The organism is Winogradskyella ludwigii (genome assembly GCF_013403985.1).
Taxonomy (GTDB): Bacteria; Bacteroidota; Bacteroidia; order Flavobacteriales; family Flavobacteriaceae; genus Winogradskyella; species Winogradskyella ludwigii.
In genome coordinates, this window is the sequence record NZ_JABFDF010000008.1 from 154,027 (window position 1) to 170,161 (window position 16,135).

Below are 16,135 nucleotides of genomic sequence, written 5' to 3' on the forward strand. Positions count from 1 at the left end.
TAACGATGGCAATTAAAATAATAGGTACTGGAAGTTTTATTCCCACTACCATAAAAAAGAATTCGGATTTTTATAATCATCAGTTTTTGAATGCAGATGGATCTCCTATTAATAGCACTAATGAAATTATTGTAGAAAAATTTAAAGCTATTACAGGAATACAAGAACGTCGTTATGTTAAAGAAGATTTAGTAAATTCTGATATTGCCTTTTTCGCAGCACAAAAAACCATTGAAGATGCTAAAATTGATAAAGAAACTATCGATTATATCATTGTAGCACATAATTATGGAGACGTAAAACACAATGCAGAACAAAGTGATACTGTACCAAGTATAGCGTCTCGTGTTAAGCATTTATTGCAAATTGAAAACCCAAAATGTGTTGGTTACGATTTACTTTTTGGTTGTCCAGGTTGGATAGAAGGTGTTATACAAGCCAAAGCTTTTATAGCGTCAGGCATTGCTAAGCGTTGTTTGGTTATTGGAACAGAAACACTATCTAGGGTTATAGATGAACATGATAGAGATTCTATGATTTACAGTGATGGAGCTGGTGCAGTAATAGTAGAAGATAGCGATGAAGAAGGTGGTATTCTAGCGCACGAAACAGCGACTTATACTTTAGATGAAGCTCATTTTATCTACTTTGGTGAAACCAACAATCCGGAAACTAAAGCAGATCGTAGATACATTAAAATGTATGGTCGTAAAATTTACGAATTTGCTATTACTAATGTTCCTAAGGCGTTACAATCGTGTCTTGAAAAAAGTGGACATTCTATAAATGATGTCAAAAAAATACTCATCCATCAAGCTAATGAAAAAATGGATGAGGCCATTGTTAAGCGATTTTATAAATTGTACGACATGAAAATGCCTGAAGGGATTATGCCAATGACAATCAATAGACTTGGTAATTCTAGTGTCGCAACCATACCTACATTATTAGATTCAATTTTAAAAGGAGAATTAGAAAATCAAGAAATAAACAAAGGTGATATTATTATGTTTGCTAGCGTTGGTGCTGGTATGAATATCAATGCCATTGTATATCAATATTAACTAAAAGGTTTCCGATTTCTCAGAAAACTAATATGTACGAAAAAACATATCCTAATAAGCGATTTAAGCTCACACTTCAGTTTCTAAAAAAACACGTTAATACATCAGAATCAATCTTAGATTTGGGAGTTAAAAATCCGTTTTCTGAAATTATGATTTCTGAAGGGTTTTCAGTTGAAAATACCTCAGGAGAAGATTTAGATGAAGAACGGTCTGAAATTGAAAACTCTTCCGCTAAAGTTGTAACCGCTTTTGAAATTTTTGAACATTTTTTATCTCCTTATGAAGTTTTAAAATCTATTAAAGCAGATAAGATTTTGATCAGTGTACCACTAAAGTTGTGGTTTGCTTCTGCCTATAGAAGTAAAACAGATATGCGAGACAGACATTATCATGAATTTGAAGACTGGCAACTCGATTGGCTTTTAGAAAAAACAGGTTGGAATATTATAGATAGACAGAAATGGACTAACCCTGTAAATAAACTCGGTGTTAGACCAATATTAAGACGTTTTACTCCGCGTTACTATATTGTTTATGCTGAAAGAGCTTCAAATTCCAATTCTTTATAACTAATGTTTGAAGTATTAAAAGTTTAACTTTGAATTTTAAATCTTAAACTTTGAATTTCCACATCATCATTCCGGCACATAACGAAGAAGATTACATTGGTAAAACTTTAGAATCTTTAGTACAACAAACTTTGCTTCCAAAAGCAGTGATTGTCGTGAATGACAACTCAACAGACCAAACACAACGTATCTGTGAAGATTACGCTTCAACACATCCATATATCTCTGTTTTAAACTCAACATCTTCTAATAAGCATTTACCTGGATCAAAAATTATTAATGCCTTTAATAAAGGTCTAGCTGTTCTAGACAATGATTACGACATAATCTGTAAGTTTGATGCCGATCTTATTTTCCCTAAAGACTATTTAGAAAAAATAGCTAATCATTTTAAGGCCAATACCAAATTAGGTATGGCTTCTGGTTTCTGCTATGTTGAAAAAAACAACAAATGGATTCTCGAAAACTTAACCAATAAAGACCATATAAGAGGGGCTTTAAAAGCCTACCGAAAAGACTGCTTTAACCAAATAGGTCACTTAAAACCATCCATGGGTTGGGACACCGTTGATGAGCTATTAGCCAAATATCATGGTTGGGGAATTCTAACAGATGAAACACTTCATGTAAAGCATTTAAAACCTACAGGACAATCTTACAATAAAGCCTCTAAGTACATGCAAGGTGAGGCTATGTATAAAATGCGCTATGGATTTTCGATCACTTTAATTTCGGCAATTAAACTAGCGAACAAAAAAGGAAGTTTCAGATTATTTAAAGATTATATGTCTGGCTATTTTAGAGCTAAATCTAATAAAATAGAATTTCTTGTTTCTAAAGATGAAGGAAAATTTATAAGGGATTTACGCTGGAAAGGGATTAAAAGTAAGTTCCTATAATTGTATACTTAATATCATTAAGCATCACAAAACACATTTGACTTTTATTAAAAACTCCAACGCTTATAGCTACTAGAAGCTTCTAATTTATTTTCTATATTATCCTCTAGTTCCGGAAAGAAATCAATTCCTGTTAACCCCTCAACCTCATCAACTGAAACTACAAATTTGTACAATGGTAAATTTGAATCTTTATGATTCATTAAAAAGGCTATCATCTTAACGTCTCCATTTGTGTTATCTAAAATCACTTTATAAAATTGATTAGGTACAGAAACATTTTCATCTCCAATGGATTTTAAATTAGATTCTAAAACACCTCCAGTAACTACAAAAACACCATTATTTTTTTTTGCCCAATACCTTACTTTTTGTTCTAATCGGTTCCAAACTCCAGCATTAAACTTATGTTCTTGCGGAGTTATGTTACTTGTTAAAAAGGTTTCATCATGGGCTTCTTTTGTAAAGCGTCTATCTCCTGCAGGACATAAATGACCTTTATCGTAACCCGATTTTTTATAATTGCGCCAATGTGCAGCTCCTGTTTTTACGGCTCCATCAATCTCAAAATAGGGTCTTTTACGATTTGTAGAACTTAAATGAGATGTTTTTAACTCATAAGCCACCCATTCGGCTTGTTCATGAGCTTCATTATAAGACAAAGAATAATTTTGATGGTGTATAATTTGATTTGTTGTACTCGTAGGTAAAAAGTACTCGTTGGTACTTTCTTTAACGGTTTGGCCTTCACTTACAATTTCGGCTTTTTCTTCAGAATTTAAAAAATGTTCGTAGCTATATATGCCAATAACTATGATAATGGCAAGTATGGTGTAAATTGGTTTTCTTTTCAAATCTATAAATTAATCAATCACAAATCCTAAAGGCTCACCAGAAGCTCCATTAGGAAAACTAATTCCCAACAACGCAGAAATTGTAGGTGCAATATCCGGAATTACAGTTTTAGTAAATGTTTCACCATGTTTAATGCCTTTTCCAAAAAATAATAATGGCACATGAGTATCATAATTTAATGCACTTCCGTGTGTAGAACCCGTTTTACCATATGAAATAAAAGCAGCGTCGTTAACTAAGATCACGTCACCAGAACGCTTTTGGTTAAAACCATTTTGTAATAATTCTTCTACTCCTTTTGAAAAACTCGTTGTACTCATAGTAGTTGCTGTATAAACTTTAGATACGCTTGCATAACTTAACTCCTCCATTGCAATAGCATCTTGAACATCACTAAGCTTTAGACCTAACTCTTTTACTTTAGCTCTATTTAAGAATATTTGATCGTTACTAATATTTTCTACAATATCTTTTGTTCCGTAAGTTGTATTTAAAAAAGCATTTAATTTAACTTTTCTACCCTTGTTATCTACATAACCTGCAGGCACTTTTACAGAATTTAAATAAGAAGGCACATCTACAGCACCATGATCTGCGGTTAAGAAAACAGTATACTCTCCAGATCCAACTGTTGAATCTAAATAATTAAATAAACGTTCTAAATCTTTATCTAAACGAATGTAAGTATCCTGAACTTCCTTAGAATTAACACCAAAATTATGACCTACATAATCCGTCGCAGAAAAACTAACCGCTAACACATCTGTAATATTATCTTGTCCTAAATTTTCAGCTTTAATGGCAGCCATTGCAAAATCTGTGGTTAAACTATTTCCGTAAGGTGTTGCCTTTAAAATATCAAAACCTCTGTTGTCTTTACTTAAGGTTTTTAAATCATAAGGAAAGGTGGCTTTGTCTTTGCCTTTAAATCCACCTTCAAAAGTATTCTCATCAACTCCACTTTCCGTATACGTTGTTATATCATAATACGTATCCCATTCTTTTAAATACGATTCTGCTTTTTCCGAAATATTAAAATCCTTAACCCATTGTGGTAATTCATTCATATAAAACGAACTTGAAATCCAACTCCCTTCATCTCTACCATGAAACCAATAGGCTGCATTTGCTGTATGTCCAGCAGGTAAAATTGCGCCTCTATCTTTTAGAGAAACTCCTATTGTTTTACCTTTCATTTGAGTAAAAAGTCTATTCTCATCTCCAAAGGTTGTTGTTTGCATTCTGTGTGGTGACATCTTACCTGCTCTATTTTCTGTTCCTACAGAAGTCACATTATCATCGCCTGCACAATACACCATTTCTTTAGTTTCCTTATCGTACCAGTTATTACCTATAATACCATGGGTTTTTGGTGTTGTTCCTGTATAAACAGAGGCATGTCCTGGACCTGTATATGTTGGCACATAATTAAAATGGTTGTTTTTACAGTTAAAACCTTCACTAATCATACGATTAAAACCACCATCACCAAATTTAGATTGAAAACGTGTTAAATAATCATAACGCATTTGATCTACTACAATACCAACCACTAATTTTGGCCCTTCGTTAGTTTCTATAGTTGTCTTTTGACTTTTAGAATCTGTAGTGTTGCTTTGTGCTCCGCAGGATATAAATAAAAATAGAGCAGCAACTAAAGTGAAGAAATTTTTCATTTGAATAAAACATTATTTTGAGTCTCAAAAGTACAATTTTAAAATTATCTTAGTTTAAATTAACATTAATAACTAATCATTTTTTATACTTTAGCATTAATAAATTTTAAGATGACTTACCTACAAAATATAGGAACCTATTTTATAATGATTAAAGATATTTTTCGCAGACCAACAAAATGGTCCGTGATGAAACCTTTAATACTAAAAGACATTGATGACCTAATTATTGGCTCCTTAGGAATTGTAGCCTTTATTTCATTTTTCGTTGGTGGTGTTGTAGCCATTCAAACCTCGTTAAACATGACGAGTCCATTAATGCCAAAATCCTTAGTTGGTTTTGCAACGCGCCAATCTATTATTTTAGAATTTGCTCCCACTTTTATCTCTATAATTATGGCAGGTAAAGTAGGTTCTTTTATCACATCTAGTATTGGTACTATGCGTGTTACAGAACAAATTGATGCTTTAGAAGTTATGGGCATAAACGCTATTAACTATCTTGTCTTTCCTAAATTTATTGCATTAACACTATATCCATTTGTGATTTCTATTGCTATGTTTCTTGGTATTCTAGGCGGACTTATGGCTTGTGTATATGGTGGTTATGGTACAATGGAAGATTATCTTGAAGGAGTACAAATGGACTTTATTCCATTTCACTTTATATATGCTTTTGTAAAAACTTTTGTTTTTGCGTTCTTATTAGCAACCATCCCATCCTATTACGGCTACTTTATGAAAGGAGGAGCTTTAGAAGTTGGTAAAGCTAGTACAACATCATTTGTATGGACTAGCGTTATGGTTATTCTTGTTAACTTTTTATTAACCAGCTTATTACTTGGATAATTATGATAGAGGTTAAAAACTTACATAAATCGTTTGGAGATGCTCATATTTTGAAAGGCATTACAACGTCTTTTGACAAAGGAAAAACTAATTTAATTATTGGACAAAGTGGATCTGGTAAAACAGTATTTCTAAAATGTCTCTTGGGATTGTTTGAATATGAAGAAGGCTCTATTTGTTATGAAGGTAGAAATTTTAGCAAATTAACGAGAAATGAAAAAACGAGTTTACGTTCAGAAATGGGAATGGTTTTCCAAGGAAGTGCACTTTTTGATTCTATGACTATTGCCGAAAATGTAATGTTTCCGCTGCGCATGTTTACTAAACAAAGTAAAAGCGAAATGGAAGATCGTGTAGACATTGTTTTAAAACGTGTAAACTTGGATAACGCTCATAATAAAAAGCCAAGTGAAGCTTCTGGAGGTATGCAAAAACGGGTTGCCATTGCACGAGCAATTGTAAATAGACCTAAATTTTTATTTTGTGATGAACCAAACTCTGGTCTAGATCCTAAAACAGCTATAGTAATTGATAACTTAATTCAAGAAATCACTGAAGAATTTGATATTACTACAGTGATTAATACACATGATATGAATTCTGTAATGGAAATAGGAAAGAAAATTGTATTCCTAAAAGATGGATTATTAGAATGGGAAGGCTCTAATGAAACTATATTTAAAACTGAAAACGAAGCCGTTACTGACTTCGTCTATTCTTCAGAATTATTTAGAAAAGTACGTAAAATGTACCTTGAAGAGGATGCTAAATAATTAGCACCCTTTTCAATATTATTTAGGTTTTAATTTCTTTTGATAAAAACAGTATCTACTTTCAGCTCGTTTTTAAGCCATTTTTGAAGTTCTCTTTCTCTTGTATAAACAGTACTATCTGGCAACGATACTTTCCATCTAACATTAGCGACAGTAGTGGTATCTATATTAATAAAATCTTTAGATTCAAGCATTTTTGCATACCCAAAAAATTCTAAGTCACTAAACTTAACTTTAGCATTTCGAGACAGCGTAGTAAATGAGACTGCATTTCCATTTGTATTTTTAGATTCTATAACTCTATTTAAATTAGAGATATTTACTTTCAGTTCTTCTAATTGTTTTTGAAGACCATCAATCACATTATCTTTTCTATCTAAATCGGCATAAGCTCTATCTAATGACTGCGCCATACGATCTACACTTCTTGTTTTATTGGCATTAACCACTAGCTCAAACCCTTTCAGATCTTCAGATTTATTCTTAGCATTTTGCCAAGCCGTAACTATTTCATCACTAATTTCACCGTTAAAATATAAGTTTATCTTTTTGGTATCCATATCAAGATCTTCATCATATAGCCATAGACTTCTATTTTCAGTAATTTCATCATTAATAAAACTCTTATAAGCTCTATCAATTTTACTTTCTTGTAATACCGTTAAAAATGTCCAGATCGCAGGAATCATTACAATAATGGCAACACCCATCGCAATTCTAGAAATACGCTTACGCTTTGCCGAATTAGCATATTTAAGCATCGGGAAACGTAAAAGTTTTAGCACCAAGAATGTTGCTAATGCAATAAATATAGTATTAATGGTAAACAAAAACATGGCTCCACCAAAATACTCCCAATTTCCTATAGCAAGTCCGTAACCCGCTGTACATAATGGCGGCATTAATGCTGTAGCAATTGCCACACCAAAAATAACAGAAGCTATAGTTCCTTTTTTGGTCCGCGCTATTATTAAGGCTAAACCTCCAAAAAATGCAATAAGTACATCTCGAATATCTGGACGTATACGTCCCATTAATTCATTAGTATCTTCACTAAGTGGAAATAACCAAAAGAATAAAAAGGCCGTTAATAAACTTAGCACAATCATGGTGGCTAAGTTGATAAGTGATTTTCTTAACGTATCAATATCATTTATAGCAATAGACAACCCTATACCTAAAATAGGTCCCATTAATGGTGAAATTAACATGGCACCAATTACAACTGCTGTAGAATCTGCGTTAAGACCAATAGATGCCACAAAAATAGAACAGACCAAAATCCAAGCCGTTGCTCCCTTAAACGAAATATCTGCTTTTATAGCCGTAATGGTAGCGTCTCTATCTGTGTCTTCTCTAAAATCTAGAAGTTCACTCAAAAAAGTTTTCACACTTGCAAATAGGCCTTGTGCATCTTTTTTAATAGCATCTTTCTTTTCTTCAACAGCTTTATCCTTATTCATTTCGTTAGTGATACGCTGCTCCTCTTCCTCAGAAAAGTTAAATTTATTTTCTTCACTCATGGTTCTAAAATCAGAATTTAGACAGATCTACATATAATGGAATCAAAAACGTTTAACCGTAATGTTCTCCAAATTTCGCTTTTACATTTTGAAGTACTTTTTTAATATCCTGTTCTTTTGACTTCGGATAGATAAGTAAAACTTCTTCTTTATCTACAATGATATAGTCTTTTAAACCATCTACAACGACAACTTTACCTTGCTTAGAGCGTATCATATTTCCACTAGAATCCTCTAATAAAGTCTTAGCATTAACAATTGCATTAGCATCGCTATCCTTATCTAATTTATCATATAGACTTCCCCAGGTACCAAGATCATTCCAATCGAAGGTTGCAGGAATCACATAAACATTATTACTCTTTTCCATTAAAGCATAATCGACAGAAATATTTTCTGCGTTTTTGTAATTATCTTTTATAAAAGCATCTTCTTGATCCGTATTATAAACGCTATATCCACTTTCAAACAATTGAAACAATTTTGGTTGATTATTTTTGAAAGCCGAAACAACAGATTTCACACTCCACATAAAAATCCCAGCATTCCATAAAAAATTGCCTTGACTTATAAACGATTTTGCCGTTTCATAATCTGGTTTTTCCCTAAATTGGTTTACCGATTTAATTTCTGTAGTTGCTGTTTTATCATATTCGATATAACCATATCCTGTATTTGGGAATGTTGGAGTAATACCTAATGTCATTAAAGCATCATTAGATTCGCAATAATCAAACGCTGTTTTTACATTGTCAGAAAATGCTTGTTCATCTTCTATCCAATGATCACTTGGAGCGACTATCATTACAGCATCTTCGTTTTCTTTCTGAATTTTTAATGATGCATACAAAATACAAGGAGCTGTGTTTCGCATTGCTGGTTCTAAAACTACCTGTCGTTTGGTAACGCTCGGTAATTGCTCAAACACAAGATCGTTATAACGTTCATTAGTTAGAATAAATATATTTTCTTCTGGAATTAATCGTGCTAAACGGTTAAATGTTTTTTGTATCAATGTATCTCCAGTTCCTAACATATCGTGAAACTGCTTTGGAAATTCTTGTGTACTTACAGGCCAAAACCTTGATCCAACTCCACCTGCCATAAGTATGGCATAATAATTTGATTTTTTGCTACTCATCTCTACTTTTTATTAATCTATAAGCTCTACTTCCGCATTTGGGTTAAACAAATATAATTTACTTGTTGTAACTTCCATACATTCATACCGTTTTCTTCTTTTATTTCCCTTTTTAAACACTCTTCCGTTGTGAATCTTGAATGTTTTATCCAATGGCACTTCAAAAACATAGGTCTTATCGTTGTCTTCATTAAATTGCTTTAAAGCAAATGATAGTTCTGTATCGGTATCGCTAGAGGCTTTTGGGTTTTTAAAATGTTTGGCTAATAAAGGTAATAATTCTGATGGAAAAATTTCTGGATGTAAAAAAGGCAACATCAAGTGTTGAAATGTCTGCTTCCATTCTTTTCCATGTGGCTTTATAAAACGACCATACTTTCTATAAGCTTCGAAATGTGCAATTTCATGAATTAAGGTTATTAAAAACCTGTAGCTATTCAAATTAGAATTTACGGTAATTTGATGCTTCCCATTTGGTAATTCTCTATAATCACCATGACGCGTTTTACGCTCGTTTTTCACTTTCACTATTAAGTTATCAATAGCCAAAAGCTCAGTAACTAATGGTTGTGACGCAGTAGGAATAAAATTTAAAAGAGGTCTTTCCATTATCACAAAAATAAGTGTAAAATTATAACTTTTCTATTCTTTTACAACGAATCCAAAACTTCAAATTAACTCTTAAATTATTTTATATTTATTTAGAATAACGAACACACAATCGAGATCTAAATTTAAATCCTCACAATTCTTTATTCCCTTCAAAACAAGATTTTTACACTTCTTAAAATTATTATTTTTAGATTATTCTTAACAGGAAAACTATTGATTTTGGCATAAAAAATTCGTAACTTAGTAATGGTACTTAATCAGAATAAAAAACACGTTTATAACATAGAATTATGGCATTTATCGACTATTATAAAACACTTGGTGTAGATAAAAATGCATCTAAAAACGACATAAAAAAAGCGTATCGGAAATTAGCCCGAAAGCACCATCCTGATTTAAACCCTAACGACAAGGAGGCCGAATTACAATTTAAGAAAATTAACGAAGCCAACGAGGTATTGAGTAACGAGGAGAATCGAAAAAAATACGATAAATACGGTGAAAACTGGCAACATGGTGAAGCTCACGAGCAGGCACAACGAGAACATCGTGAATCGCAACAAAACTATCAACGTACTTCTGGATCTCAAGATTTTGGAAATGGTGAGTATTCTGACTTCTTTGAATCTATGTTTGGAGGTGGCGGAAGCTATGGGAATAATCGTAGTAGTGCAAGATTTAGAGGTCAAGATTTCAATGCAACACTTCAGCTTAACCTTAAAGATGTTTACACTACAGAAAAGCGTGTATTAACCGTAAACGGAAAAAATATAAGATTGACCATACCTGCAGGAGTCACTAACGGACAAATTATTAAAATTAAAGGTAAAGGTGGTGAAGGTGTAAATGGCGGACCAAACGGAGATTTATTAATTGAATTTAATATTACAAACAATACCGATTTTAAACGTGATGGGGCTAATCTTTACAAAACCATTAATTTAGATCTATATAAAGCGGTTCTTGGAGGAGAGGTTACCATTGACACTTTTGATGGTAAAGTAAAATTAAACGTAAAAGAACTTACGCAAAACGACACACGTGTAAAATTAAAAGGCAAAGGATTCCCTAAATACAAAAAAGATGGTGAATTTGGAGATTTGTATATTACTTACACTATTAAACTGCCAAAAAAACTATCTGATAAACAAAAAGAACTTTTTGAAGAACTAGCAAAATTACAATAGTTATGAAAGAGACTCAACTTATACCAATAACAAGTTTATGCACACATTACCAATTAGAAATGTCCTTTTTTAATGGACTCAATGATTATGGACTTATAGAATTTGTTTCAGTAAAAAAAACCTTTTGCATTCACCAAGATAAAATAGCAGATGTCGAAAAAATGATTCGTCTACACCAAGAACTTCAATTAAATTTTGAAGGTATTGATGCTGTCTTTAATCTTTTAAATAAAATTGATAGTTTAAAATCTGAATTGATAACAACACAAAATAGATTGAGGAGGTTTGAAGACATCTAATAAAAGGCTTTACGCACTACCCTTTTTCAGTTTGATATATTCATATATTTTTCCTGTTATAAAAATTAGAACTGAAATCATTCCAGAAAAAATTAATCCTGTAAAAATCACTAAAGTACTACTTGTATCAGAAATCACATTTGTCATTGCTGTCTTTTGTTCCGATGTAATTTCATTTCCATTGAAAAATCCGTCTCCATTCAAATCAAATTGTTGTAAAGCTAATTTTGAAGAAATATCTGAATAAGCTGCTCCACCAACTAGAATTAGGTAAATCATACAAAAAACAGTAAAACTTATCCAAAACCATTTCAGCTTTCCTGATTTAAATATTTTTTTACGCTTATAAAATAACACTGCTAAAATAACACTGAAGATTAGCCCTGCAATAATTAAGTGATACGGTAAACTTATATTACTCATTAATTAGTAATTAATCAAACGATTAAGGAGTAGAATTAGAGACCTGTAATACTTTACCATTATAATACTTGTTTCCGGTTAAAGCAAAATTTTGAATATATTCTGCCATCTCTTTTGGTGTCGTTCCTGCTATATAACCAGGAAAAGCTTCTTCCAACATTTCTGTTTGCACAGCTCCCAATGCTAATACATTAAATTGCGGACCTGTTTCTTTATATTCTTCAGCTAACAATTCTGTCATGGTTATTACAGCTCCTTTGCTAGAACTATAGGCAGATAATCCAGGGAACTTCATACTGCCCTGAATACCACCCATTGAACTAATAGTTACAACGTGTCCATCACTTTTCATAAATGGCAAAACGGTTCTTGTTAATTCTGACACACCAAATACATTTGTTTGGTATATTTTTTCAAAATCTTTAAATGTAGTTTCTGCAAAAGGCTTATTTATAATCGCACCAGCATTATTAATTAAAATATCGACGTGCTTCCATTCACTCTTTACAAAGTCTACTACTTTCTGGTAATCTTCTTCATTACATAAATCAAATGCAAATGACGAAATATTATCAAAATGAAGGTTAGAAACAGGGTTAGCATTACGAGATAATGCTAACACATTATGACCTTGATTGGCTAATAAATGAACCAATTCAAAACCAATTCCACGACTTGTGCCTGTAATAATTATATTTTTACTCATCTTTTAAAACTTCTTCTTTTAATACCACTTCTTTTGTTGCTGCGTTCATCATTCCTTCTAAAGCAGGAATCATCTTGTTTATAAAATTGGCCATGTGGTCATAATCCATTTCATCGGCTTCATCATCTACGTGATGATAATAATCAAAATTGGTAAAATCGAAAGTAGAAATGGCATGTGCAGGCATATTCAATTCTTTAAAGAAAGGAAAGTTATCTGATCTAAAAAATAAACTCATCTTTTTTGCTCCTGGAAAAAAACCAACAACCTCTTCTCCTGCATATCTATTTAAAGTCTCACCAAAATTAGAACGCTCGTAACCACTCATGTAAGCCATTACCTCAGTTGAATCTCTTGGCACACCAATCATTTCAAAATTTATCATAGTATACGCATTGATACCTTTTGCTTTTAGACGCGTAGCTAGATGACCAGAGCCTTTTAAACCTAATTCTTCCGCTGCATAAAGCGTAATTAAAATACTACGTTTATTAGTCTTGGTCTTAGAAAAATAAGCTCCAAATTCCATAGCTGCAATAGTTCCTGAAGCATCATCATTTGCGCCATTAGCAATAGAATCTCCTTCTACAGTTTTTCCTTTTCCTATATGATCATAATGACCACCTAAAATGACAAATTCATTTTTTAGTATAGGATCATTTCCTTCAATCATCCCAACAATATTATAACCATCTACATTATCTAATTTGAATGAATCTCTATACGTTTCAAAATAAGGTTGAATATTATTAGTCTTAAAATAATTTTCGATAAAAACGGCTGCTTTCTCTATACCTTGGCTTCCTGTTGCTCTACCTTCTAATTCATCAGAAGCTAAATATTCCATACTTGCTTTAATAGCTTCTTTTGTGATGGTAGGTTTTAGAATTTCAGCAGGTTTACCAGGTGCACCATCTTTTCCTTTTTGACCAAGTGAACATGAGCAAACTAGTGCTATTATAAGTATTGAAAGTAATTTCTTCATCATATTATATTATTAAGGTTTAAAGATAAAAAAACCTACACCAAACTAATGATATAGGTTTTAAAAAATATTTTGAATAAAAGATTACATTTTTTTATTTGCTTTTTTTGCTAAACGCGCTACTTTTTTATTTAAATCTTTCATTAATTTATCTACTGCACTTTCACACATTGGCTGAATTTTATCTGTTTTCATTACAGGAATTCCTTTTACCATAGCTGCTTTTTTAGATGATCCAGCGACCTCATGAAATTGAAAGATACTATTATTGTCTTTAGTGTATAAATCCATGCTAAACCTTGCTTGGATGCTAACATATCCAAAACTACCAACTCCGGTTTTAACAAAGCCAAAATCTAAATGAATAAACATAATGGCATCCACACCTAAATCTTCAGCTACTTCTTTTAAATCTTTAACATTCTGTCTGTAATTAGGAATTACATTATAACCTTCGATAGATGTCGTTGATTCTATATCTTTATTAATACTACCGGGTTCTTCATAAGTAGGTTTAAATGTCTTATACTTTTCATTAGAAAACACATCGGATTCTGCTATAAATTCAAAATCAAAATTCTCAATATATTCACTTAAAAAAGCCTTGTGCAATTTATTAAGTGGCTCAGTTAAGTTAAAATCTGGATCATCACTTAAGTTTGAGTTTTTTGCAAGTAAATCTGCAGAAGCATCAAGAGCAGATAGATCTATCATTTTATCTGCATAAAATGATACGACAGCTACTTTTTTCTTTTGCGCATTTCCAATAGTCAATAGAGAAAGACATGCAATTAACAGGATTGCTTTTAAATTTTTCATGGTATTAGTTTTTAGTTTAATTGAACATCGAAAATAATCTTATAATATGGCTTTTACAATAAAAAAACCTGATTCAAATTCATGAAACAGGTTTTATCTTTAAAAACATACGTTATACTACATAGCATGTATTATACTAACATAGTTACCGGATTTTCAATATACCCTTTTAATGTTTGAAGGAATTGAGCTCCTGTAGCTCCATCTACTGTTCTGTGATCGCAAGCTAAACAAAGTTGCATAGTGTTACCAACTACAATTTGTCCGTTTTTAACTACTGGCTTTTCAACAATATTACCAACAGATAAAATAGCTGAATTAGGTTGATTAATAATTGACGTAAAACTATCAATACCAAACATACCTAAGTTAGAAATGGTAAATGTACTACCTTCCATTTCGTCTAGACCTAACTTTTTATTTCTTGCTTTTCCTGCTAATTCTCTTACTGCACCACCAATTTGTGTTAAACTCTGCTCGTTTGCAAATTTCACTACTGGTACTAATAAACCATCTGGCACTGCAACTGCGACACCAACATGAACATGATTGTTTAATTGCATTCTATCATCAAACCATTGAGAGTTAACTTGTGGATGCTGTTTTAAAGCTAAAGCACAAGCTTTTACAATCATATCGTTATATGAGATTTTAGTATCAGGAATAGAATTATACTGTACTCTAAACGCTATAGCATTCTCCATATCAAATTCCACATTTAAATAATAATGTGGTGCTGTAAATTTAGATTTTGCTAAATTTTTAGCAATTGCTTTACGCATATTTGAGTTTGGTACTTCGTCAAAATCTTCTTGTCCTGTTGGTACAAATTTTCCAAGCGAAGCTGATTGTGCTGCTGGTGTAAAGTTTTCAATATCTTTCTTTACAATTCGTCCATTTTCACCAGTACCTTTAACCTGACTTAAATCTACACCTTTTTCTTCAGCCATTTTCTTAGCCAATGGAGATGCAAAAATGCGTCCTGATGTTGATGTAGGCTTAGAAACCTTTGGTGCTTCTTTCTTTGCTTCTACTTTTTTAGGTTCAGCTTTTGGAGCTTCCTTTTTAACTTCTGCTTTTGGAGCTTCTTTCTTAACCTCTTCACCTTCGGCTTTAAAGTTTTTAGCAATCCCAGAAACATCTGTTCCTTTAGGACCAATAATCGCTAATAATGAATCTACTTTAGCAGACTCACCTTCTTTTAAACCAATGTATAATAAGTTCCCAGATTGAAAAGACTCAAATTCCATAGTCGCTTTATCTGTTTCGATTTCAGCTAAGATATCACCTTCTTCAACCTCATCTCCAATATTCTTTAACCAAGTAGCTACAGTTCCTTCTTCCATGGTATCGCTTAAACGCGGCATGGTAACCACTGTAACACCTTCTGGAATTTCAACTTCACTTGCAGATTCCGCTTCTTGAGATTCTTCAGCAGCACTCTCAGTATCTTCTATTTTTTCTTCAGATGCTTCTGATGCGCTTCCATTTAAGTAACTAGAAATATCTTCGCCTTCTTCACCAATAATAGCTAAAAGGGTATCTACTTTTGCAGTTTCACCTTCTTGAATTCCAATATGAAGTAAAGTTCCTTCGTTAAAAGACTCGAACTCCATCGTTGCTTTATCAGTTTCTATTTCTGCTAAAATATCACCTTCTTCAACTTTATCACCAACGCTTTTTAACCAAGTGGCAACTGTACCTTCTTCCATTGTGTCGCTCAAACGCGGCATGTTAATTACTTCTGCCATA

Annotated in this window: 17 protein-coding genes; 7 read left to right on the forward strand and 10 right to left on the reverse strand. The window is 32.3% G+C overall.

The genetic code is table 11. The features are described from left to right. The first annotated feature begins 5 nt into the window (after nucleotides 1–5). Genes HM981_RS16880 through HM981_RS16890 form a run of 3 tightly spaced genes read left to right on the forward strand, consistent with a single transcriptional unit; the run spans nucleotide 6 to nucleotide 2,535 of the window. Nucleotides 6–1,064 (forward strand): 3-oxoacyl-ACP synthase III family protein, encoded by a 1,059-nt coding sequence (locus tag HM981_RS16880; protein ID WP_179339976.1) that lies wholly within the window; start codon nucleotides 6–8, stop codon nucleotides 1,062–1,064. A 32-nt stretch (nucleotides 1,065–1,096) separates the two neighbouring features. Further along, nucleotides 1,097–1,636, forward strand: coding sequence for a class I SAM-dependent methyltransferase (locus HM981_RS16885; protein WP_179339977.1), 540 nt, complete (start codon nucleotides 1,097–1,099; stop codon nucleotides 1,634–1,636). A 50-nt stretch (nucleotides 1,637–1,686) separates the two neighbouring features. Continuing rightward, on the forward strand, nucleotides 1,687–2,535 hold the full coding sequence (locus HM981_RS16890) for a glycosyltransferase family 2 protein (protein WP_179339978.1): 849 nt from the start codon (nucleotides 1,687–1,689) through the stop codon (nucleotides 2,533–2,535). A 47-nt stretch (nucleotides 2,536–2,582) separates the two neighbouring features. On the opposite strand, the gene HM981_RS16895 is transcribed toward HM981_RS16890, so the two are convergent. Both HM981_RS16895 and pafA read right to left on the reverse strand, forming a co-directional pair. After that, a complete protein-coding gene (locus HM981_RS16895) occupies nucleotides 2,583–3,389 on the reverse strand; it encodes a DNA/RNA non-specific endonuclease (protein WP_179339979.1) in 807 nt (268 codons plus the stop codon). 9 nt (nucleotides 3,390–3,398) lie between these two features. Next, nucleotides 3,399–5,066 (reverse strand): alkaline phosphatase PafA, encoded by a 1,668-nt coding sequence (pafA, locus tag HM981_RS16900; RefSeq protein ID WP_179339980.1) that lies wholly within the window; start codon nucleotides 5,064–5,066, stop codon nucleotides 3,399–3,401. Between the two features lie 111 nt (nucleotides 5,067–5,177). Here pafA and HM981_RS16905 point away from each other — a divergent pair, with 111 nt between their 5' ends. Together HM981_RS16905 and HM981_RS16910 are read left to right on the forward strand one after the other, a co-directional pair. Further along, a complete protein-coding gene (locus HM981_RS16905; protein ID WP_179339981.1) occupies nucleotides 5,178–5,915 on the forward strand; it encodes an MlaE family ABC transporter permease in 738 nt (245 codons plus the stop codon). A gap of 2 nt (nucleotides 5,916–5,917) precedes the next feature. Continuing rightward, a complete protein-coding gene (locus tag HM981_RS16910; protein ID WP_179339982.1) occupies nucleotides 5,918–6,688 on the forward strand; it encodes an ABC transporter ATP-binding protein in 771 nt (256 codons plus the stop codon). Nucleotides 6,689–6,717: 29 nt separating this feature from the next. Here HM981_RS16910 and HM981_RS16915 read toward each other — a convergent pair whose 3' ends face one another. Genes HM981_RS16915 through HM981_RS16925 form a run of 3 tightly spaced genes read right to left on the reverse strand, consistent with a single transcriptional unit; the run spans nucleotide 6,718 to nucleotide 9,961 of the window. Beyond that, nucleotides 6,718–8,211, reverse strand: a complete 1,494-nt coding sequence (locus HM981_RS16915; protein ID WP_179339983.1) for a DUF389 domain-containing protein — start codon at nucleotides 8,209–8,211, stop codon at nucleotides 6,718–6,720. A gap of 52 nt (nucleotides 8,212–8,263) precedes the next feature. Beyond that, nucleotides 8,264–9,352, reverse strand: a complete 1,089-nt coding sequence (locus tag HM981_RS16920; RefSeq protein ID WP_179339984.1) for a mannose-1-phosphate guanylyltransferase — start codon at nucleotides 9,350–9,352, stop codon at nucleotides 8,264–8,266. Between the two features lie 12 nt (nucleotides 9,353–9,364). Next, nucleotides 9,365–9,961, reverse strand: coding sequence for a SprT-like domain-containing protein (locus tag HM981_RS16925; RefSeq protein WP_179339985.1), 597 nt, complete (start codon nucleotides 9,959–9,961; stop codon nucleotides 9,365–9,367). 293 nt (nucleotides 9,962–10,254) lie between these two features. Here HM981_RS16925 and HM981_RS16930 point away from each other — a divergent pair, with 293 nt between their 5' ends. Together HM981_RS16930 and HM981_RS16935 are read left to right on the forward strand one after the other, a co-directional pair. Further along, entirely contained in the window at nucleotides 10,255–11,151 is an 897-nt protein-coding gene (locus HM981_RS16930; RefSeq protein ID WP_179339986.1) for a DnaJ C-terminal domain-containing protein, read from the forward strand. 2 nt (nucleotides 11,152–11,153) lie between these two features. Then, nucleotides 11,154–11,450, forward strand: a complete 297-nt coding sequence (locus tag HM981_RS16935; RefSeq protein ID WP_179339987.1) for a chaperone modulator CbpM — start codon at nucleotides 11,154–11,156, stop codon at nucleotides 11,448–11,450. A gap of 9 nt (nucleotides 11,451–11,459) precedes the next feature. On the opposite strand, the gene HM981_RS16940 is transcribed toward HM981_RS16935, so the two are convergent. The 5 genes from HM981_RS16940 to HM981_RS16960 all read right to left on the reverse strand — a co-directional run bounded on the left by HM981_RS16940 (nucleotide 11,460) and on the right by HM981_RS16960 (nucleotide 16,134). Then, nucleotides 11,460–11,729, reverse strand: coding sequence for a hypothetical protein (locus tag HM981_RS16940; RefSeq protein WP_246286342.1), 270 nt, complete (start codon nucleotides 11,727–11,729; stop codon nucleotides 11,460–11,462). Nucleotides 11,730–11,895: 166 nt separating this feature from the next. Further along, the gene (locus tag HM981_RS16945; RefSeq protein ID WP_179339989.1) at nucleotides 11,896–12,579 is read right to left on the reverse strand and encodes an SDR family NAD(P)-dependent oxidoreductase; all 684 of its coding nucleotides are present in this window, start codon (nucleotides 12,577–12,579) and stop codon (nucleotides 11,896–11,898) included. Then, nucleotides 12,572–13,567, reverse strand: coding sequence for a M28 family metallopeptidase (locus HM981_RS16950; protein ID WP_246286344.1), 996 nt, complete (start codon nucleotides 13,565–13,567; stop codon nucleotides 12,572–12,574). Before HM981_RS16950 ends, HM981_RS16945 begins: the two co-directional genes overlap by 8 nt. Before the next feature lie 81 nt (nucleotides 13,568–13,648). Then, nucleotides 13,649–14,383 carry a hypothetical protein gene (locus tag HM981_RS16955; protein WP_179339990.1) on the reverse strand — a complete coding sequence of 245 codons (735 nt, stop codon included), beginning with the start codon at nucleotides 14,381–14,383 and terminating at the stop codon, nucleotides 13,649–13,651. A 131-nt stretch (nucleotides 14,384–14,514) separates the two neighbouring features. Next, complete coding sequence (locus HM981_RS16960; RefSeq protein WP_179339991.1) at nucleotides 14,515–16,134, reverse strand: pyruvate dehydrogenase complex dihydrolipoamide acetyltransferase; 1,620 nt, start codon at nucleotides 16,132–16,134, stop codon at nucleotides 14,515–14,517. Between the last annotated feature and the right edge of the window lies 1 nt (nucleotide 16,135).